Annotated in this window: 14 protein-coding genes; 5 read left to right on the forward strand and 9 right to left on the reverse strand. The window is 69.2% G+C overall.

Annotated elements, in window-relative coordinates; translation table 11 throughout:
• Positions 1 to 152 precede the first annotated feature (152 nt).
• On the reverse strand, positions 153 to 1,328 hold the full coding sequence (locus Y958_RS11770; protein WP_088872133.1) for an acetyl-CoA C-acetyltransferase: 1,176 nt from the start codon (positions 1,326 to 1,328) through the stop codon (positions 153 to 155).
• Between the two features lie 391 nt (positions 1,329 to 1,719).
• Here Y958_RS11770 and Y958_RS11775 point away from each other — a divergent pair, with 391 nt between their 5' ends.
• The 3 genes from Y958_RS11775 to Y958_RS11785 all read left to right on the forward strand — a co-directional run bounded on the left by Y958_RS11775 (position 1,720) and on the right by Y958_RS11785 (position 3,984).
• Complete coding sequence (locus tag Y958_RS11775) at positions 1,720 to 2,289, forward strand: TetR/AcrR family transcriptional regulator (protein ID WP_186291167.1); 570 nt, start codon at positions 1,720 to 1,722, stop codon at positions 2,287 to 2,289.
• A 94-nt stretch (positions 2,290 to 2,383) separates the two neighbouring features.
• A complete protein-coding gene (locus tag Y958_RS11780; protein WP_088872135.1) occupies positions 2,384 to 3,292 on the forward strand; it encodes an SDR family NAD(P)-dependent oxidoreductase in 909 nt (302 codons plus the stop codon).
• Positions 3,293 to 3,303: 11 nt separating this feature from the next.
• Positions 3,304 to 3,984 (forward strand): NAD-dependent epimerase/dehydratase family protein, encoded by a 681-nt coding sequence (locus Y958_RS11785; protein ID WP_088872136.1) that lies wholly within the window; start codon positions 3,304 to 3,306, stop codon positions 3,982 to 3,984.
• Here the strand turns inward: Y958_RS11785 and Y958_RS11790 are convergent.
• Positions 3,981 to 4,349, reverse strand: a complete 369-nt coding sequence (locus tag Y958_RS11790; protein WP_088872137.1) for a cupin domain-containing protein — start codon at positions 4,347 to 4,349, stop codon at positions 3,981 to 3,983. The two genes, Y958_RS11785 and Y958_RS11790, sit on opposite strands and share 4 nt — an antisense overlap.
• Before the next feature lie 162 nt (positions 4,350 to 4,511).
• Positions 4,512 to 6,332: a translational GTPase TypA gene (gene typA, locus Y958_RS11795; protein WP_088872138.1), complete on the reverse strand. Its 1,821-nt coding sequence runs from the start codon at positions 6,330 to 6,332 to the stop codon at positions 4,512 to 4,514.
• Positions 6,333 to 6,816: 484 nt separating this feature from the next.
• On the opposite strand from typA, the gene Y958_RS11800 reads away from it, so the two are divergent.
• Positions 6,817 to 8,919, forward strand: a complete 2,103-nt coding sequence (locus Y958_RS11800; RefSeq protein WP_186291168.1) for a BamA/TamA family outer membrane protein — start codon at positions 6,817 to 6,819, stop codon at positions 8,917 to 8,919.
• Positions 8,920 to 8,930: 11 nt separating this feature from the next.
• The gene (locus tag Y958_RS32795; protein WP_088872140.1) at positions 8,931 to 13,541 is read left to right on the forward strand and encodes a translocation/assembly module TamB domain-containing protein; all 4,611 of its coding nucleotides are present in this window, start codon (positions 8,931 to 8,933) and stop codon (positions 13,539 to 13,541) included.
• Positions 13,542 to 13,691: 150 nt separating this feature from the next.
• On the opposite strand, the gene Y958_RS11810 is transcribed toward Y958_RS32795, so the two are convergent.
• From Y958_RS11810 to pstS, 6 genes are all read right to left on the reverse strand, one after another.
• On the reverse strand, positions 13,692 to 14,357 hold the full coding sequence (locus Y958_RS11810; protein WP_088872141.1) for a LysE/ArgO family amino acid transporter: 666 nt from the start codon (positions 14,355 to 14,357) through the stop codon (positions 13,692 to 13,694).
• A 159-nt stretch (positions 14,358 to 14,516) separates the two neighbouring features.
• Positions 14,517 to 16,460, reverse strand: a complete 1,944-nt coding sequence (locus Y958_RS11815; RefSeq protein ID WP_088872142.1) for a chloride channel protein — start codon at positions 16,458 to 16,460, stop codon at positions 14,517 to 14,519.
• 308 nt (positions 16,461 to 16,768) lie between these two features.
• Complete coding sequence (gene pstB / locus Y958_RS11820; RefSeq protein WP_040843855.1) at positions 16,769 to 17,584, reverse strand: phosphate ABC transporter ATP-binding protein PstB; 816 nt, start codon at positions 17,582 to 17,584, stop codon at positions 16,769 to 16,771.
• Positions 17,585 to 17,589: 5 nt separating this feature from the next.
• Positions 17,590 to 18,477, reverse strand: a complete 888-nt coding sequence (gene pstA / locus Y958_RS11825; protein WP_088872143.1) for a phosphate ABC transporter permease PstA — start codon at positions 18,475 to 18,477, stop codon at positions 17,590 to 17,592.
• A gap of 3 nt (positions 18,478 to 18,480) precedes the next feature.
• On the reverse strand, positions 18,481 to 19,452 hold the full coding sequence (gene pstC, locus Y958_RS11830) for a phosphate ABC transporter permease subunit PstC (protein WP_088872617.1): 972 nt from the start codon (positions 19,450 to 19,452) through the stop codon (positions 18,481 to 18,483).
• Between the two features lie 181 nt (positions 19,453 to 19,633).
• Entirely contained in the window at positions 19,634 to 20,686 is a 1,053-nt protein-coding gene (pstS, locus tag Y958_RS11835) for a phosphate ABC transporter substrate-binding protein PstS (protein WP_244909276.1), read from the reverse strand.
• Positions 20,687 to 21,132: the final 446 nt, after the last annotated feature.

Genomic DNA, 21,132 nt, shown 5'->3' on the forward strand with positions numbered 1-21,132 from the left:
ACCATGGAGCGTCACGCTTCAGGAGGATCGGCATACGCCCGGCATCCCGGCCCCCCACCCCGGACCGGCGCGATCATTCCACGCCAACCCCAGGTAAACCCTAGATGGTTGCGCGGCCGGAAAGATCGTTTCCGGCCGCGCAACCACATCATTCAGTCGCGGGCCACGCACATGGCGATGCCCATGCCGCCGCCGATGCAGAGCGTGACCAGGCCCTTCTTGGCGTCACGCTTCTGCATCTCATGCAGCAAGGTCACCAGCACACGGGCGCCCGAGGCACCGATGGGGTGACCAAGGGCGATGGCGCCGCCGTTGACGTTCACCTTGTCGTCGGGCCAGCCCATGTCCTTGTTCACGGCGCAGGCCTGCGCGGCGAAGGCCTCGTTGGCCTCCACCAGGTCCAGGTCGGCCACGGTCCAGCCGGCGCGCTGCAGCGCCAGCTTGCTGGCCGGGATGGGGCCCGTGCCCATGATGGACGGGTCGACGCCGGCGGTGGCCCAGGAAACGATGCGGGCCAGCGGCTTCAAACCGCGCTTGGCTGCGTTTTCGGCCGTCATCAGCACCAGCGCCGCGGCGCCGTCGTTGATGCCCGAGGCGTTGCCGGCGGTAACGGTGCCGTCCTTGGCGAAGGCTGGGCGCAGCTTGGCCAGCGTCTCGGCCGTGGTGCCGGCCTTGGGGTATTCGTCAGCCTCGACCACCACGTCGCCCTTGCGGCCGGGCACGGTGACGGGGACGATCTCATCCTTGAAGCGGCCGGCCTTCTGCGCGGCCTCGGCCTTCTGCTGGCTGCCGGCGGCAAAGGCGTCCTGGGCATCGCGGGAGATTTCCCACTTCTTGGCCACGTTCTCGGCCGTCGTGCCCATGTGGTAGTTGTTGAAGGCGTCCCACAGGCCGTCCTTGATCATGGTGTCCACCATGCTGGCGTCACCCATCTTGGTGCCGTTGCGCAGGTGGATGGCGTGGGGGGCCTGGCTCATGCTTTCCATGCCGCCGGCCACCACCACCTCGGCCTCGCCCAGGCGGATGGCCTGAAAACCCTGGGCCACGGCACGCAGGCCGGACCCGCAGACCTGGTCCAGGGTGTAGGCCGTGCGCTCCACCGGCACGCCGGCGGCGACGGACACTTGGCGGGCGCTGTTCTGGCCGGTGGCGGCCTTCAGCACATGGCCCAGCACGACCTCGGACACCTCGGCGGCGTCGACATGGGCGCGGCGCAGGGCCTCGGTGACGGCCACGGTGCCAAGAGCGACAGCCGACAGGCTGCTGAGCGCACCGTTGAAGCTGCCGATGGGCGTGCGCGCGGCGCCGGCGATGACCACTTCGACCATGATGTTCCTCTCTTCCCGAACGATTTCATGCCCCGTCTATCATAGGGCGGCCCGCCCCACCGGCGCCCCTGTCAAGGTTAACGGGGCCGGCGGGAAAGGCGGTGGAAATTCCGGTGGGGGCGGCCTTTCGCCATCCCCCGCCCCTACTCTTGGCCATTTACCAATCCGGGCGCAAGCATGCTCGCCAGCCGCCGCACCACCAAAGCGCGAAACACCCTTGCGTAAGGTTGCGCCCTTACGTCGAAACTTAACTTGCGCCTGCGGACGCCGCCCTGATTCGGATCAAACGCCGCACACGTCCTGCCCCCTGTGACGTCGCGCACTCGGCATTCGGGACGAAGCCGCTATATTGAGTGCTCGCTCACTCTTTATTCTCATCTCGGTGGTTCCCATGGCCCGGCCCAAAAGCGAAGAGAAGCGCGACGCCATCCTGGCGGCGGCGGTGCGGGTTGTCGCCGACCAGGGCTTGGGCGCGCCCACCGCCCGCATCGCCAGCCTGGCCGGCGTGGCGGAGGGCACGCTGTTCACCTATTTCGCCACCAAGGATCTGCTGCTGAACCAGTTGTACCTGGCGCTGAAGGCGGAATTGCGCGACGCCATGATGACCGCCTATCCCGCCGGCGGCCCGTTGCGTGACCGGGTGCGCCACATCTGGGACCGCTATGTCGACTGGGGCGTGCGCGACCCGGCCAAGCGGCGCGCCATGGCCCAGCTGATCGTGTCGGACCGCCTGACGCCCGAGACGCGAGCACTGGGCAGCGAGGGGTTCGCCCGCATCGACGGCGTGGTGCGGGAGGGCGTGGCCCAAGGCCTGATGCGGGACCAGCCGCCCGACTTCGTGGCCGCCATCCTGACCTCGCTGGCAGAAACCACCATGGATTTCATCCTGCGCCAGCCGGACAGCGCCGAGCGTTACCGCGCCGCCGGTTTCGACGCCCTCTGGAACGCCCTCAGCCGCTGACGGCCGAGGCGCAGTCACCTGGCCTACGCCCGTTTTTCGCCTGATAAATGAGTGATTGATCGCTCAATTCATTACCCTCAACGGAGTCGTCATCATGAGCAACACTTCCAAAGTCTGGCTGGTCACCGGCAGCGCCGCCGGGCTGGGCCGCGATATCGCCGAGGCCGTGCTGGCCGCCGGCCACCGCCTGGTGGCTACCGCCCGCCAGCCGGAGCGGCTGGCCGACCTGCACGCCCGGTATGGCGACCAAGTGCGCACCCTGGCGCTGGACGTGACCGACGCGGCTGCCGCCCGCGCCGCCGTGGCCCTGGCGGTGGAGGCCTTCGGCCGCCTGGACGTGGTGGTGAACAATGCCGGCTATGCCGACGTCGCCCCGTTCGAGCAGATGGACCTGGAGGTCTTCCGTGCCCAGATCGACACCAACCTGATGGGCGTGGCGAACGTCACCCATGCTGCCCTGCCGGTGATGCGGGCCCAGCGGTCCGGCCACATCCTGCAGGTGTCCTCCGTCGGCGGGCGGCTGGGCCGGCCGGGGCTCAGCGCCTACCAGGCGGCCAAATGGGCCGTGGGGGGCCTGACAGAGGTGCTGGCGGGCGAAGTCAACCCATTGGGCATCCAGATCTGCGCCCTGGAGCCCGGCGGCATGCGCACGGGCTGGGGCACCCGCTCGCTGCGCGACACGCCGGCCGTCATGCCGGACTACCAGGCCTCGGTCGGCGCGCTGGTGGAGATGTTCAAACCCTATATCGGCAATGAGGCCGGCGACCCGGCCAAAATCGCCCAGTTGATCCTGCGCCTCGCCGACCATCCTACCCTGCCCCCGCATCTGCTGCTGGGCAGCGACGCCCTGCACTATTTCGGCCTGGCCGACGGCGAGCGCGCGGCCCAGCTGGCGGCGTGGGAGGCTGTCAGCCGCTCCACCGACGTGGCCTATGACCGCCCCGTCCCCGCCCTGCCGGAGACGGCACCCCAGGCGGTGCTCACGCCGCCCACCCGCTCGTAAGGACGCACGTCATGAAGGTCATCCTGTTCGGGGCGACCGGCATGGTGGGCCAGGGGGTCATGCGGGAATGCCTGCACGACCCCCGGGTCACCCAAGTCCTGGCCGTGGGCCGCACCGCCACCGGCCTCACCCATCCCAAACTATCGGAATTGACCCTTCCCGCCATGGCCGATCCGGGTATGACGGACTGGGAAACGCTGGACGGGCTGCTGGCCGGCTATGACGCCTGCTTCTTCTGCCTAGGCGTCTCCTCATCCGGCATGACCGAGGACGCCTACACCCGCATCACCCACGGCCTGACGCTGGAGGTGGCGCGCACCCTGGCCCGCCTGAACCCGGGCATGACCTTCATCTACGTCTCCGGTTCCGGCACGGACGGGACGGAGCGGGGGCGCACCATGTGGGCAAGGGTCAAGGGCCGGACGGAAAACGATTTGCGGCGCCTGCCCTTCAAGGCGGTGTACCTGTTCCGTCCCGGCCTGATCCCGCCCCTGCATGGCGCCCGGTCCAAGACCAGCGTCTATCGCCTGTTCTACACACTGACGGCGCCGCTGCTGCCCCTGGCCCGCCGCCTGTTCCCCAATCAGGTGCTGACCACGGTGGAGATCGGCCAGGCCATGCTGAACGCCGCCGAGCGAGGGGCACCCCAGGCGGTGCTGGAGACGGCGGATATTCGCAGGGTGGTCGCTTAAATCCACACGTCGTTCAGCGCCGTGCGCTCACCCGTGCCGGCGTCGCCAGTATTGACCACGCCGCGCGGTTCGATCAGCAGCAGCTTCACCTCCGCCTCGGCCGAGGGCTTGTGCTCCACGCCCTTGGGCACCACCGCCATCTCACCAGGGCCCAGGGTGATGGCGCCGTCGCGAAAGTCCAGGCGCAGCGTTCCCTCCAGCACGATGAAGGTCTCATCCGTGTCGGCATGGGCATGCCAGAGGAAGTCGCCCTCAAGGCGCGACAGCTTGAACTGATAGTCGTTCATTTCCGCCACCACCTTGGGCTGCCATTGCTCGGTGAACAGGGCGAACTTTTCGGCGAAGCGGATGGGGCTGGGCGGCATGACGGTCTCCGGGTTGGCAAGACCCGCACCATGCGGGCCCGTCCACCGGCCGGTATTGGACGTTCGTGCGCGGTGGACGCGAACGAGGAAGGCCAAAATGAAAACCCCGCCCACCGGTAGGTGGACGGGGCTTCGAACTGATCAAACCGGAAGGGCCAGCGATCAGCCGGCTTCGGCCTGCTTCTGGGCGCGCTTGCGGTCAGTCGGGTCCAGCAGGCGCTTGCGCAGGCGGATGGACTTCGGCGTCACTTCAACCAGTTCCTCGTCCTCGATGTAGGCCAGGGCCTTTTCCAGGGACATGTCCATCGGCGTGGTCAGGCGCACGGCCTCGTCCTTGCCGGCGGCGCGGATGTTGGTCAGCTGCTTGCCCTTCAAGACGTTCACTTCCAGGTCGTTGCCACGGCTGTGCTCGCCGATGATCATGCCCTGGTACACCTTGGCGCCCGGCTCGATCATCATGGGACCGCGGTCCTCCAGGTTCCACAGGGCGTAGGCCACGGCCTCACCCTCACCGTTGGAGATCAGCACGCCGTTGCGGCGGCCCTGGATGGGGCCCTTGTACGGGGCGTAACCATGGTACAGGCGGTTCATCAGGCCGGTGCCGCGGGTGTCGGTCAGGAACTCGCTCTGGTAACCGATCAGGCCGCGCGACGGCACGTGGAACACCAGGCGGACCTTGCCGGCGCCGGACGGACGCATCTCCAGCATGTCGCCCTTGCGCTCGGAGATTTTCTGCACGACGACGCCCGAGAATTCCTCGTCCACATCGACCACGACTTCCTCGATCGGCTCCATGCGCTGGCCGTTCTCATCCGTCTTCAGCAGCACGCGGGGACGGGAGATCGACAGCTCATAGCCTTCGCGGCGCATGTTCTCGATCAGGATGCCCAGCTGCAGTTCGCCACGGCCGGCCACCTCGAACGCGTCGGCGTTCTCGGTCTCGCGCACCCGCAGGGCGACGTTGCCCTCGGCCTCGCGCATCAGGCGGTCGCGGATCATGCGGCTGGTGACCTTGTCGCCTTCGCGGCCGGCCAGCGGGCTGTCATTGACGCTGAAGGTCATGGCCAGGGTCGGCGGGTCGATGGGCTGGGCGGCCAGCGGCTCGGACACCAGCGGCTCGCAGATGGTGTCGGCCACGGTGGTCTTGGTCAGGCCGGCGATGGCGACGATGTCACCCGCCTGCGCCTCTTCCACGCCCACGCGCTCCAGCCCGCGGAAAGCCAGCAGCTTGGAGATGCGGCCCTGCTCGATCAGCTTGCCGTCAGCGGTCAGGGCCTTGATGGCCATGTTGGCGCGGGCGACACCGGTCTGGATGCGGCCCGTCAGCAGGCGGCCCAGGTAGGGGTTGGCTTCCAGCGTGGTGGCAAGCATGGTGAAGGGAGCGTCGACGTCCACCTTGGGCGCCGGCACGTGGCGCAGCACCAGCTCGAACAGCGGGCGCATGTCCTCACGCGGGGCGTCCAGGCTCTCCGCCGCCCAGCCGTTGCGGCCCGAGGCGAACAGGGTCGGGAAGTCCAGCTGCTCGTCGCTGGCGTCCAGCGCCGCGAACAGGTCGAACACCTCGCTGTGCACTTCGTCCGGACGGGCGTCGGAACGGTCGACCTTGTTGATGACGACGATGGGCTTCAGGCCCAGCTTCAGCGACTTGCCCAGCACGAACTTGGTCTGCGGCAGCGGGCCCTCGGCGGCGTCGCACAGCAGGATGACGCCGTCGACCATGCTCAGGATACGCTCCACCTCGCCGCCGAAGTCGGCGTGGCCGGGGGTGTCGACGATGTTGATGCGGGTGCCTTCCCACAGGACGCTGGTGCACTTCGCCAGGATGGTGATGCCGCGCTCACGCTCCAGGTCGTTGCTGTCCATGGCGCGCTCGGCGACCTGCTGGTTGTCGCGGAAAGCGCCCGACTGGCGCAGCAGCACGTCAACCAAGGTGGTCTTGCCATGGTCGACGTGCGCGATGATGGCGATGTTACGCATATCCATTGGACGCTAATCCCGCGAAGCTTGGGGCCCGGTCCAAAAACGCGACGTGCGCCTGGCGATGGCCCAAAAACAAAAGCCCGCCCCCTGACGCATCGGCGCCGGGACCGGGTTTCACGCAGCGGAATATAGCTATTGGCAGGGTCGGGAGAAAGGCCCGCCGAAGGGGGTTGGACGCAAGAGGGGGTTACGAGTACCGCAAGGCAGACTATAAATTCGCCACGATCTTGTTGGTTAAGCTCATGTCCGCCGGCCCTTTTCCTCAATGGGAGCACCCGGGCCGGCCCCCGTGCCGTCACAAAGACTTAACGCTGCCCGCCAGCGGATGGGTCGAAAAACAAGGAGGCAAAACCCCGCCCGGGCGCCACGCCCCGGCCCGTCATCCGCCTGGCCCCAAAGCCCGCCCGACCACCCGCAGCCGTTGGAGCCCGCGTCGCCCTTCGCCGCCCCCCGCCTTCAGCACCGAGCGCCGGTCCGCCCGATCGCCTTGGCGCTGCTCCCCTCCCTGACCCTGGCCCTGCCCCTGGTGTGCTGGTCGGCGCAGGGCTTAGCCCAAGGTGCGCCCGCGGCCCAGGCCCAGCCGGCGCCGTCCCCCGCCGCGCCGTCGTCCAAGCCGGACGACGCGGCCGGCAAGGACGCGCCCAAGGATGGCGGTCCCAAAGGCGCCGCCACCCAGACCGCCGGTACGCCCACCGCCGATACGCCCGCGGACTCGTCCGATGATGCGGACACACCCGGCGCCGTGCTGGCGCGCAAGGCGGAGCAGGCGCCCGACGCCGCCCCCGCCGGCCAGCCGGACGCGGAGCCGCCGCCGGCGACCTACACCGTGGATTTCCATCCGGCCCCGGGCGTTGAGGCCGATGACGGCCTGATGGACGTGCTGCGCAGCGCCTCTTCCCTCATCACCCTGCAGAACGACCCGCCGTCGTCGCTGCTGGGCCTGGAGAAGCGCATCGACAACGATTACGACAAGCTGGCGGCCGCGTTGCGCTCCGAAGGTTATTTCGACGGCAGCGTCATGGTGAAGGTGGACGCCGACGCCAAACCGGTGGCTGTGGTCATCGAGGTGACGCCGCGCCAGCGCTACACCATCTCCAAGATCACCCTGACCCAGACCGATGGCTCCCCGCCCCCCGGCGGCCCGCTGGACCTGGGCAAGCTGCACCTGAAGCCGGGCGATCCCGCCCGGGGGCCGGCCATCCGCGACGCGGAGGCGGCCGTGACGCCCCTGATGGCGACGCGCGGCTACGCCCGCGCCAAGGTGGGACAGCGCGACCTGGCGGTGGACGTGCAGGCCCACACCATGGCCGTGGCCTTCACCCTGGATCCGGGGCCGCTGGTGCGCTTCGGCCCCACCACCTTCACCGGGCTGGGCCGCCTGGACCCCGAGGTCGCCTATGGCCGCCTGCCGTGGAAGCCGGGCGACGTGTACGACCCGGCCAAGGTCGATACCGCCCGCAACAAGCTGACGGACCTGGGCGTCTTCTCCCAGGTGCGGGTGGTTCTGGACGACGTGCCGGGCACGGTGCAGCCGGACGGGTCGCGCGAGGTTCCCATGCTGGGCCAGATGGAGGAGCGGGACCGCCACTTCGTCAACACCGGCCTGACCTACGGCACCACCGATGGGGCGGCCGCCACCGCCACCTGGGGCGACCGCAACTTCTTGGGCGGCGCGGAGGCGCTGACCGTCACCGGGTCCGTCGGCGGCATCGCCCGCAAGAAGTTCCGCGATTCCGACGGGTTGGACTACAGCCTGGGCACCACCCTGAAGAAGCCCGACTTCCTGGAAACCGACACCACCTTGAACCTGTCGGCTCTGGCGGTGTCGGAGCATCCGGAAGCCTACTCGCGCGACGCCCTGACGCTGGGCGCCATCGTCACCCACCCGCTGACGCCTCATCTGACGGCCGGCGCCGGCGTGACGCTGGAGCAATCCTCCATCCGGCAGGACCTGACGGGCAACGGCGTGTTGACCACCACCGACAACACCCTGGTGGGCGTGCCGGTGACGCTGAACTTCGACAACACCGACAACCTTTTGAACCCCACGCAGGGTTATCGCTGGAACACCGGCCTCATCCCCTATTTCAGCCCCTTCGGCGACAGCGGCACCTTCGTCATCGGCAAGGCGGGCGGCAGCGGCTATTGGGCGCTGGACGACGCCAAGGCCTATGTCTTCGCGGCGCGGGTGAACCTGGGCGCCGTCTTCGGCGGCTCGCTGGCCCTGGTGCCGGCCGACAAGCGCTTCTTCGCCGGCGGCGGCGGCTCGGTTCGCGGCTACGCCTACCAGAAGGTCGGCCCGCTGGACGTCAACAACGACCCCACCGGCGGCCGGTCGCTGATCGAAACCAGCGCCGAGCTGCGCATCCGCCTGACCGATACCATCGGCCTGGTGCCCTTCATCGACGGCGGCAACGTCTTCGAATCCGCCTATCCGGACCTGAGCCAGGGCATGCGCTGGGGCGCCGGCCTGGGCGTGCGCTATTTCACCTCTTTCGGTCCCTTGCGCCTGGACGTGGGCGTGCCGCTGGATCGCCGCAGCGGCGACAGCATGTGGCAGCTGTACGTCAGCATCGGCCAGTCCTTCTGACGGAACCCGGCATGTCCAACACCCCCTCACCGCCCGGTCCCGCCCCCGCCCCGCCGCCCCCGCACCGTTCCTGGGGACGGCGCCTGCTGGCGGCCGGCCATGTCGCCGCTTTCGCCATCCTGGGCATCGTCGCCGGCCTGGCCGCCGCGGTGGGCATATGCCTGTGGTGGATGGACACGGGCTCCGGCCGCGCCTTCGCCACCCGCCAGGCGGAGGCCAATGTGCTGGGCCTGAAGGTGGAGGGACTGTCGGGCCTGCCCTTCCACCCCCGGGTGGCACGCGCCACCCTGGTGGATTTGATCACGGGCAAGCCCTGGCTGCTGGTGGAGGACGCGGCGCTGGACTGGCGGCTGCTGCCCCTGGCCCACCGCGAACTGGCCGTGGATGCGCTCAGCGCCCGGCGCATCTGGGTGGCCCAGCCGGCCCCGTCGCTGGAGCCGCCGGACGGCACGGTCAAGGACGACGCCAATCCCCTGACCCTGCCCTTCAGCATCACCGTGGCCCGCCTGGACCTGCCGCGCATCGAGCTGGCGCCCAGCCTGGCCGGCGGCCAGGGGGCGGCGCTGTCCACCAGCGGCACGGTGCGGCTGGGCCCCAACCTGGACGGCGACAGCCGCCTGACCCTGACCCAGCTGGACGGCGGGGCCGCCCATGGCGAGCTGACCGCCCGCTTCACCGCGCCCGGCCTGACCAGCCACGGCAGCCTGACCCTGGAGCTGCGGGGGCAGGAGGAGGCGGGCGGCCTGGTGGCCCGCCTGGCTGGCCACCCTGAACTGGGCCCGCTGACCCTGGACCTGACGGGCAGCGGGCCGCTGGACCAGTTCCAGGCGCACCTGGACCTGAAGGAGACGCCGCAGGCGGCCAAGGCCGCCGATGGCGCCACCGTCACCCCGCGCACCGTGGCCCTGGTGGCCGACGTGGGCCTGGCCCGGCCCAAGGGCAAGGCCAAGCGCGTCACCCTGGACCTGAAGGCCGCCCCCGGCCGCCTGCTGCCCGACAATCTGGCCTGGATGGCGGGCGACGCCGCCACCCTGCAGACGGCCGCCACCCTGGCCGATGACGGCACCATCACCCTGGAAAGCCTGGATTTGGCCGCCGCCTTCGGTCGCGTCACGGCCAAGGGCAGCCTGAAGGACAAGGACGGCGACCTGACCCTGCGGCTGGTGCCGGCGGCACCGGAGGCCCTGTCCCCCGCCGTGCCCGGCCTGGCGCTGGGCAAGCTGGACGCCGTGCTGCACACCACCGACCCGGCGGCGGGCAAGGCCGGCGCCAAGAAGCAACGTGTCGTAACCGCCGACCTGACGGTGGAGGAACTGGGCTACAACGATGCCCATGTGCGCCACCTGACCGCCACCACCAAGCTGCAGGAGGATGGCACCCGCCTGCTGCTGGACCTGACGTCCAAGCTGCAGGGCCTGGATGCGCCCGGGCTGCCCCCGGCCCTGACCGACCATGCCGACCTGGCCCTGACCGGTGCGCTGGACCGCGCCAGCGGCAACATCCAGGTGGACAAGCTGGACCTCACGGGCGGTATCGGGCATCTGACCGGCAGCGGCAGCGCCCTGGCCTGGGGCCGCCAGGCCAAGGGCAGCCTGAAGCTGGCCGATGGCGAGCTGGCCACACTGATGGCCCTGGCCAATGTGGGCGGCACCGGCGGCAAGGAACCACCCAGCGCGAAGCCGGCGCCAGAGGACATCATCACCGGCCACGTGGCGGCGACGGTGGAGGGCACGATGGCCGACGGCGTGGCCGAGGGCACGCTGTCGGTGCAGGCGACCGACCTGCGCACCGGCCAGCCGACGGAGGACGCGCTGCTGGCCGGCCGGGCGGAGATCAGCGGCAAGGTCCGCGCCACCCTGGACGGCAAGGACGTGGCGGTCACCCCGCTGACCGTGCGCACCGGCGCCGTCGACCTGGCGGGCAACGTCACGCTGAAGGACAACACCCTGACGGCCGACCTGAAGGGCAGCGGCCAGGTGGTGGGCAACCCGGCCAGCGTGGCCGCCCACGTGGTCAAGACGGGCCCCCGCCTGACCGTGCGCGACCTGGCCGCGGCATTGGGCCCGAACAGGCTGGAGGGCGGGCTGGACGCCGACCTGGACCGGCAGCTGGCCACCGGCAAGCTGGCCGCCACCTTCCCCGACCTGTCCAGTCTGGGCGCCCTGGCCGGCGTGCGCCTGGCGGGCCGCGCCAAGGCCGACATCGTGCTGGGTGCCGCCGCGGCCGCCCCGGCGCCCACGCGCCCCGTCCGGCAACCCAAGACGAAGAAAGGCCAGGCAGCCCCGCCGTCGCCCGCGCCCGCCAGGGGCGCCACCCAGGGTGTGGACCTAAAGGTGGTGCTGGACGATTTGGTGGTGGAGGACCAGCGCATCCACCAGGCCACCTTGAGCGGCCATGTCGATGACGTGCTGGGCAGCCCCCGCCCCAACGTCACCCTGGCGGCCGATGGCATCGAGGCCGGTCAGGTGCTGGTCAACAAGGTGACCGCCGCCTGGCGCGGCACGCTGGGCGAGGGCGACATCACCCTGGCCCTGGACGGCACCACCGGCGTGGGCAGCGTGGGCCGCCGACGCGCCTTCCAGGTGGAGAGCGCCGGCCACCTGACCCAGGCGCCGGAGCCCAGGTCGCCCAAGGAGGCGCGGGGGCCCACCGTGGCGCGGCTGGACCAGCTGGACGGCCGCCTGGACCAGACCACCCTGAAGCTGGCGGCCCCCGCCACCATCACCGTGGCCAAGGGCAGCGTGGCGGTGAAGGGCCTGGACGTGGCGCTGGGCACGGGCCGCATCCGCGCCGACGTGGCGCTGAACGGCAAGGAAGTGACGGCGCAGGTGGAGGCGACGGCGCTGCCGCTGGCACTGGCCGCCCTGGCCGACCCGGCGCTGACCCTGGCCGGCACCCTGGACGCCAAGGTCACAGCCAGCGGTACCGCCGCCAACCCCACGGCCGACGCCACCGTCAGCATCCACGGCCTGTCCATGCAGCAGCTGGCCGTGACCCTGGACAGCGGGGCGACGGAGGCGCCGGGCACCCCACCCGAGGCCACGCCCGACGGCAAGCCGGCCGTCAGCGCGACCGTTGCCAACAACCCGGCCAACGCCACCGGCGCCGACACCACCCCCACCAAGAAAAAGACGCTGGAGGTCAAGAACAGCGCCGACCGACGGCTGAACGCCGACGCCACCCTGACGGCTGCCTGGCGCGGCGGGCGGCTGCGCAGCACCCTGGCGGCCCGTACCGCCGACGGGGCCGTGGACCTGAACGCCGAGGCCGACACGCCCCTGGCGCTGAACCCGGAGACGATGTCGCCGGTGATCCAGGGGCCGGTCAGCGCCAAGATCAACGGCCGGACGGAGCTGTCGCGCTACAACGACTTCCTGGCGGCCTCGGCCCAGCGCATCGGCGGCAAGGTCTCGGTCGACCTGGCGGTGGCCGGCACGGTGGCGGATCCGAAGGTCACCGGTTCGGTCGACCTGATCGACGCGAAGTATGAGAACGGCGGCACCGGCACCCAGATCTTCGGCCTCAACGCCCATCTGGTGGGCGACGCGCGCGGCCTGGCGGTGGAGAAGTTCCACGGCGACACGGCCGATGGCGGTGCTGTGGATTTGAGCGGCCGCATCAACCTGGGCGACCCCAACGCGCAGGAAAAGGCGCCCGTGCTGGACCTGCACGTCACCACCACCAACGCCCGCCTGCTGCGCACCGACCCCATCACCGCCTGGGTGGACAGCGACCTGACGCTGAAGGGCCTGATGAACAAGCCGGACCTGGCCGGCACCGTGCGCCTGCGCGAAACCTGGGTGGGCCTGCCGGACAAGCCGCCGGCCGACGTGGCCGACCTGCCCGTGCGCTACGTCAACGGCCGGCCGCGTCAGCCCCAGGGCCAGATGTCGGCTGCCGGCGGCGGGCTGCTGGTCCATCTGAAGGTGGACATCAAGGCGCGCAACCGCATCTATGTCCAGGGCCGGGGCCTGACGGCGGAGTTCGCCGCCGACATGCAGGCACGCGGCACCAGCGCCGACCCGCAGCTGACCGGCCGGGTCTATCTGGTGAAGGGTGATTTCAGCGCGCAGGGCCAGACCTTCACCCTGACCAAGAGCGACATCACCTTCACCGGGGACAGCGACCCCCTGCTGGACATCTCCGCCTCCGCCACCAAGGCGGACTTCACGGCCATCCTGAACATCACCGGCCGCCTGTCCAAACCCACCGTTGCCCTGACCTCGGACCCGCCCCGCCCGCAGGACGAGGTGCTGTCCCGCCTGCTGTTCGACCGGCCCATCAGCCAGATCAGCGCGCTGGAGGCCTTGCAGCTGGCGCAGGGCGTGGCCCAGCTGTCAGGCGTGCTGGGCAGCGGCCCGGGCATCCTGGACAACGTGAAGCGCAACCTGGGCATCGACCGGCTGGAATTCTCCAGCGCCGCCGTCGGCTCCAGCGCCTTCGGCACGGTCACCGCCGGCCGTTACATCAACAGCCGCACCTATGTCGGCGTCAGCCAGTCGGTGGGCGGCACCGGCACCAACGTCACCCTGGAATACGCCCTGACCTCCCGCCTGCGCCTGAACGGCGCCGTCGGCAGCACGGACGACACCGTGGGCCTGAAGTACCAGTGGGATTATTAAGAAAGGAGCTCACACGCCCCGAATGAGGGTTCCACCGGGCCGCCAGGCCCGTAGGACGCGACCGCGTCCGCCGGAGTGAGCACCGAAGGGCGCAACGAGGATAGCCAAGTGGCCGGATGGCCACGCCGGCGTCTGAGGAAAACGCAAAAACTATTTACTGATAAACGCCCCGACCAGATCCTGCAGGTTCTCCGGCACCAGGGAGAAGAAGCTGAGCAGGGCCATCAGGCCCACTACGCCCAGTACCACGCCGGTGCCCCGGTTGATCCACAGGACGAGGCGCGGGGTGAAGTGGTGGCGGATGAGGAAGGTGCCACCGCACAGGATGGACCACCAGCTCAGCGAACCCAGGAACACGCCCAGGGTCATGGTGCCGGCCTTGGCATGGTCCAGGGCGCCGCCGAAGCCCACCACGACGGTGATGATGCCCATGATGGTGATGGGGTTGGTCACCGTCAGGAACAGGCCGGTGCCGACGGAGCCGATGAGGTTGCCGGCGTCGGGCGGCCTGTTCTTGCGCTCGTGCGGTTCCTTGAGCAGCGAATGGATGGCGGCGCCCAGCAGGAAGATGCCGCCGATGAGGCGCAGTTCCTTAACGTGGCCCAGCAGGGCCTCAAGGATGGCGTTGACACCGAAGGCCGCCACGCCGCCGAAGAAGCCGTCGGCCAGGGCGGAGCCGAAGCCGGTGGCGAGCCCCGCGATGATGCCCCGCTCCACCGTCCGCCGGATGCACAGCAGCCCGATGGGGCCGACCGGCGCCGCGATGGCCAATCCCAGGACGATACCCCGGATCAACACGCCGAAATCATCGAACAATGCGGACTATCCCTGAGAAGTAAGGCAGGCGGCACCCCGGAGGGTTCCGGGCGCGGACGCCGCACTGAACATGGGGTCGCCCCCGTGATGCAACATCGGCGCACCGGGCGCAACGCCTAAGGCGATCTATAGCCCTGGCTAGTTGAAGAGTTCGCGGCGTCAAACCCCGCCGAACAGGTCGCGCACGCCCAGTTCGTCGCCGCGCCGCCGCTCCAGCTCCTGCGAATAGCGGCGCAGGGCGTAGGCCTCGGTCAGGTAGCCGACGACGCGGCGGCTGCTGACCCCCTCCACCACCGGCAGGCTGTCGGCGTCCCAGTCGGCGAAGCGCTGCAGGGCCATGCGCACCGACTGGTCGGGCAGCAGGAAATGCTCGCGGTCGCGCGCCAGCTCCGCCGCCCGCTGGTCGGCCGGCAGCTCGTGCTGGGGGTCGTGCACGGCGTTCATGTCCACCCGGCCGGCGAAGGCGCCGTTGGGATCCAGGGCGAACACCGTCTTGGCGCTGCCGGGCGGGTAGTGGCCGCGCAGGGCGCCCAGGGTAATGTCGGCTGGCACCGTCTTGGGGTCGCCGCGCATCAGCCGGCCCACGGTCATGTCCTTGACCCAGCCGATGTCGTGACCGCCCCGGATCTGCACGCCGCGCTGGTGGAAGCGCCAGGTGGCGAAGGAATAGCCGAAGGTCTCGCGCACCAGCAGGGTGGAGGCGATGACGCCCATGAGCACACCGGCCGAAGCGCGTAGGTCGCCCGTCAGCTCCAGCACCAGCAGCACCATGGTCACCGGCGCGCCCACCACGGCGGCGGCGAAGGAGCCCATGCCCACCAGCATGACGGCGGAGCGCTGGGCCACCAGGTCCCAAGGCAGCAGGGTCCCGATGTCGGACACCATGCTGCCGAACAGGCTGCCCAGCAGCAGCGAGGCGCTGAACAGGCCGCCGCGGAAGCCGGCGCCCAGACACAGGGCGGACGCCACGACCTTGGCCACCAGCATCACGAAGGCCAGGCCCAGGCCATAGCCATGGTCGAAGCCGTACTGCAGGGCACCCTGCCCACCCCCCAGCACACCCGGAAGCACCAGGGCCATGGGCCCCAGCAGCAGCCCGCCCAGGACGGGGTGTAGCGCGCGGGGAATGGGCAGCTGGCGGAACAACCGTTCCGCATGCGTGACGGCCTGCATGGTGAGGATGGCCAGGGCCCCGGCGGCAAGGCCGACCAGCAGGAAGGTCGCGAAATCGCCGCCCCGGATGACCGGCGGCTCGGCCAGGATGAACAGGGCCGGGCGGTTCAGCGCCATCTGCGCCACCTGGTTCGCGACGACGGCGGCCACACAGACGGGCGCCAGCGTCGCCATGGTATAGGTGCCGATGACCAGTTCGAACGCGTAGAAGGCGCCCGCCAAAGGGGCGGTGAAGGCGGCGGAGATGGCCGCCGCCGCCCCGCATCCCACCAGGGTGCGCAGATCGTTGCGCCGCAGGTTCAGCCGCCGGCCGAAGTTGGACGCCATGCCCGCACCCGTCTGGGTGAAGGCCGCCTCCATTCCCACCGAGCCGCCGGCGCCATGCGACACGACGATGGACAGGGTCAGGCGCAGGCTGTCGCGCAAGGACATGCGGCCGCCATACAGGGCGTTGGCTTCGATGGGGTCGACGGTGTCGCGGGCGCGGCGGAACAGCAGGCCCAGGCCGGCCAGCAAGGCGCCGCCCACCACCGGTGCTGCCAGCGCCAGGCTGGACGGGATGAACAGGGCGCTGCTGATGTGGTCGCCGAATGGCACCTTGAAGGCCAGGCTGTGCAGCGCCAGCACCAGGGCGTGCAGCCCCGCCACCGCCAGGCCCACGCCGATGCCCACCGGCACGCTGAGCAAGGCCAGGGACAGTTCGGAGGAGCGCAGGCCCTTGGGTGTCAGGGCGTGGGTCAGCGCCCGCCAGACCACCGGCAGGCGACGGCTGGCGCGCCGGCGGGGGCCACCCTGTTGCGGTCCACCCTGTTGCGGTCCATGGGTGGAGCCCATGGCGGCCGCTGCCGTTCCCTCCGCCTCCGCCTCTGGCGCGGACTCCGGGCCGGAGGACGCGGCCGGTGTCTGCGGGGAAGGCGGGAAGGTATCCATGGTATCGGGGAAATGGGGCCGCGTCCGGTCAGGACAAGGGTGATAGCAGGGGACCGGCCCGATATGGACGATAAAAGCGGCGCTTCTATGGAAAAGGGCGGCCGTCCCGGAGGACGCCGCCCTTCACGTTCACACGCGTGGCATTTGATCGTGATCGCTCAAATGCACCTCGCGCCGGGCGGCTGCATCCGCAGCCTTGGCTATCCACGCTCCGCCCTGCGGTGCTCGCTGCGGCGCCCGCAGTCGCGGGCTATGGCGGCACGAGTCAAAATCCCGTCCCGCTGGCAACACGGCGGCCGCCGGCCGGATCAGCCGAAGCGGCCGGTGATGTACTGCTCGGTCTTCTCTTCCTTGGGCGCGGTGAAGATGGTGTCGGTGGCGCCATATTCCACCAGCTCGCCCAGGTACATGAAGGCGGTGAAGTCGGAGACGCGGGCCGCCTGCTGCATGTTGTGCGTGACGATGGCGATGCAGTAGTCGGGCTTCAGCTCATCCACCAGCTCCTCGATCTTGGAGGTGGAGATGGGGTCCAGCGCCGAGGTCGGCTCGTCCAGCAGTAGGACGGCCGGACGCACGGCCACGGCGCGGGCGATGCACAGGCGCTGCTGCTGGCCGCCGGACAGCGACAGGCCGCTCTGGCGCAGCTTGTCCTTGACCTCGGTCCACAGCGCGGTCTTGCGCAGCGCCTCTTCCACACGCACGTCCATGTCGGCGCGACTCAGCTTCTCATACAGCCGGATGCCGTAGGCAACGTTGTCGTAGATCGACATGGGAAAGGGCGTCGGCTTCTGGAACACCATGCCGACGCGGGCACGCAGCAGGTTCAGGTCCTGCTTGGGCGACAGCAGGTTCTCGCCGTCCAGCAGCACCTCGCCCTCGGCCCGCTGGTTGGGGTAAAGGTCGTAGATGCGGTTCAGGATGCGCAGCAGCGTGGACTTGCCGCAGCCGGACGGGCCGATGAAGGCCGTCACCCGCTTGTCGAACAGCGGCAGGTTGATGTTACGCAGGGCGTGGAAGCCGCCGTAATAGAAGTTCAGGTTGCGGACGCTGATCTTCTCGCGCATGTCGCCGTCGGTGGCGAGGGCCGCCTGGGACTGTTCCGCCGTCATGGAAAGCGCGGTCATGGGGATCACTGGCCTTTCTTGGTGCCGATGGAAGCGAGCATGCGCGCGCCGATGTTGAGCGCGAGGATGGCGACCGTGATGAGGAGCGAACCGCCCCACGCCAGGCGCTGCCAGTCCTCATACGGGCTGAGCGCGAACTGGAAGATGGTGACCGGCAGGTTCGCCATGGGAGCGTTCATGTTGACGCTCCAGAACTGGTTGTTCAGGGCGGTGAACAGCAGGGGCGCCGTCTCGCCGCTGATGCGGGCCACGGCCAGCAGGACGCCGGTCATGATGCCGCTGCGGGCGGCGCGGTAGGTCACCTGCACGATGACCTTCCAGCGCGGCGCGCCCAGGGCGGCGGCGGCCTCGCGCAGGGAACCCGGGACCAGGTTCAGCATGTCCTCGGTCGTGCGCACCACCACCGGGATGACCAGCACGGCCAGCGAGATGGAGCCCGCCCAGGCTGAGAAGTGGCCCATGGGGACCACGACGATGGTGTAGATGAACAGGCCGACGATGATGGAGGGCGCGGACAGCAGGATATCGTTGATGAAGCGCGTCACCTCGGCCAGCTTCGTGCCCTTGCCGTATTCGGCCATGTAGGTGCCGGCCATGATGCCGATGGGCGTGCCGATCACCATGCCCAGCACCGTCATGACGATGCTGCCGAAGATGGCGTTCAGCAGGCCGCCGGCGCTGCCGGGCGGCGGGGTCATCTGGGTGAACAGGCCCAGGCTGATGGCACTGAGGCCGTTGATCAGCAGGACCGCCAGGATCCAGACCAGCCACAGCAGGCCGAAGACGGCGGCGCCCACGGCCAGGCCCATGGTGATGGTGTTGCCAACCTTGCGGCGCTTATAGCGGCCCATCGCGAAGTTGGTGCCGGGAGGGGAAGTGTCGGTGATGGCCATGGATCAGGTCCCCGCCTTGCGGTTCATGCGCACCAGCATCAGCTTGGCCAGCGACAGCACGATGAAGGTGATCACGAAGAGCACCAGGCCCAGCGCGATCAGGGAGGAGGTGTAGGTGTCGCCTACCGCCTCGGTGAACTCGTTGGCGATGGCGGCCGAGATGGTGGTGCCCGGCGCCAGCAGCGAGGAGGCGATGCGGTGCGAATTGCCGATGACGAAGGTCACGGCCATGGTTTCACCCAGCGCGCGGCCCAGGCCCAGCATCACGCCACCCACCAGGCCCACGCGGGTGTAGGGAATGGTGATGTCGCGCACCACCTCCCACGTCGTGGCGCCCAGGCCGTAGGCGCTTTCGCGCAGCATGGCGGGCATGGTCTCGAACACGTCGCGGGTAATGGAGGTGATGAAGGGCAGGATCATGATGGCCAGGATCAGGCCGGCCGTCAGCACGCCGATGCCGTAGGGCGGGCCCTTGAACCAGGCGCCGATGCCCGGGATGGTGCCCAGCGTGTTGATCAGGAAGGGCTGCACGGTCCGCTGCAGGAAGGGCGCGAACACGAACAGGCCCCAGATGCCGTAGATGATGCTGGGGATGCCGGCCAGCAACTCGACCGCGATGCCGATGGGCCGCTTGGCCCAGGCGGGGCACAGCTCGGTCAGGAAGATGGCGATGCCGAAACTGACGGGCACGCCCACCAGCATGGCGATGGCGGAGGTGACCAGCGTGCCGTAGATGGGCGCCAGAGCGCCGAACTTCTCCGTCACCGGGTTCCAGATCTCGGTCGTGACGAAGCCGAAGCCGAAGGCCTTCAGGGCCGGCAGCGCGCCATGAATGAGCGAGATGATGACACCGCCCAGGAGCGTCAGCACCAGGAGGGCGAAAAATAGGGTGGCGCCGCGAAACAGAAGGTCGTTGCGGCGCTGCGTGCGCGCCCGCGGACTTTCCGCGCTGATGTCCGATGCCTTTACCGCCATGTCCACCAAAGCACCCCTCCGGCCGTAGGCCCTGCGATAACTCGAAACGCGATGACCTAAAAAACCCGGATGTCTGTCAAGGAAGCCGACAAAGAGGGAGAGGAGCCGTAGGCGACCCCTCTCCCGACCTTCGTCCCCCGGGGCGGAAGCCCCGCGGGCGCTTCCTTTTACCCGAGGACTCTTACTTCGACCAGACGGGCTTGCCGTCGGCGGCCTTCACCGTGCTCCAGGACTTCTCGACCTGGGCGACCACGGCGGCCGGCATCGGGACGTAGTCCAGCTGCTCGGCGGCTGCCTGGCCGTTGTTGTAGGCCCAGTCGAAGAACTTCAGGGCCTCGGCGACGGCGGCGCCGTCCTGCGGCTGGCTGTAGACCAGGATGAAGCTGGCGCCGGTGATCGGCCAGCTGTCGGCACCCGGCTGGTCGACCAGCACCAGGTAGAAGCCCGGGGCGTTGGCCCAGTCGGCACCGGCGGCGGCGGCCTGGAAGGCCTTGATCTCCGGGCTGACGACCTTGCCGTCGTGGTTCTTCAGCTTGGTGTAGGTCAGGGTGTTCTGCTTGGCGTAGGCGTACTCGACGTAGCCGATGGCGCCGTCGGTCAGCTTCACCATGTTGGCGACGCCTTCATTACCCTTGGCGCCCAGGCCGGCAGCCCACTGCACGGAGGTGTTGGCACCGACGCGCTCGGCGAATTCCTTGTCTTCCTTGGACAGGTAGGTGGTCCACAGGAAGTTCGTGCCCGACCCGTCGGAACGGTACACCGGGACGATGGAGGTCTTGGGCAGGTTCAGGCCGGGGTTCTGCGCCTTGATGGCCGGGTCGTCCCACGAGGCGATCTGGCCCAGGTAGATCTTGGCGATGGTCGGGCCGTCCAGCTGGATCTGGCCGGGGGCGATGCCCTTCACGTTCACGACCGGGACGACGCCGCCCATGATCATCGGGAACTGCTGCAGGCCCGCTTCCTTCAGCTCTTCGGCCTTCAGGGGCATGTCGGAGGCGCCGAACGTGACCGTCTTCGCCTTGATCTGCTTGATGCCGCCGCCGGAACCGATGGACTGGTAGTTCAGGCCCACGCCGGTCTTGGCCTTATAGGCCTCGGCCCACTTGGCGTAGATGGGGTACGGGAAGGTGGCGCCGGCGCCGCTGATGTCGGCAGCCTGGGCGGCGCCCACCATCACCACCGCGGCCGCGGCGGCAACCATGCCCTTCAGCAGGTTCTTCGGTTGAAAGTTCACGGGATTCCCCCACGGGTTGGAACGTCTTAGTCGACCATCTCGGGGCCCCGGCCGATCCGCCCAGGGGTAGACCCCCGCGACCGCTTCCTGATCCCGTCTCGACGGGCGGACCCTAGATTCCGGGTCCTGAACCTTTGGTGACGACTCTGTTACAGTTTTATGAAACCGTGGGCGTTTTGTCGCAGGTCTACCCCTCGTTCACGCCCCGTACCGGCCGGCAGCGCTGGCGTGCCGCGGCAACACCAGCCAGAACCCGGCGGTTCCCCTGAGTCAACGCCGATTCTCAATTTCTTTTCAAGTGTCGGCGGATGCGCAACCCCGCCGCCGTTTTTTCTGCGCCGCAGCGGCATCCCCATGGTCGCCGTAAGCAGGCCCCGGGGTGCGCCCTATTCACAACACTATAGATGCAGTCGATCCGCCCACCCTCTTTTTTCAGCCCGCCGGAC

The sequence above is a fragment of the Nitrospirillum viridazoti CBAmc genome, from assembly GCF_000730165.1.
GTDB classification, from domain to species: Bacteria; Pseudomonadota; Alphaproteobacteria; order Azospirillales; family Azospirillaceae; genus Nitrospirillum; species Nitrospirillum viridazoti.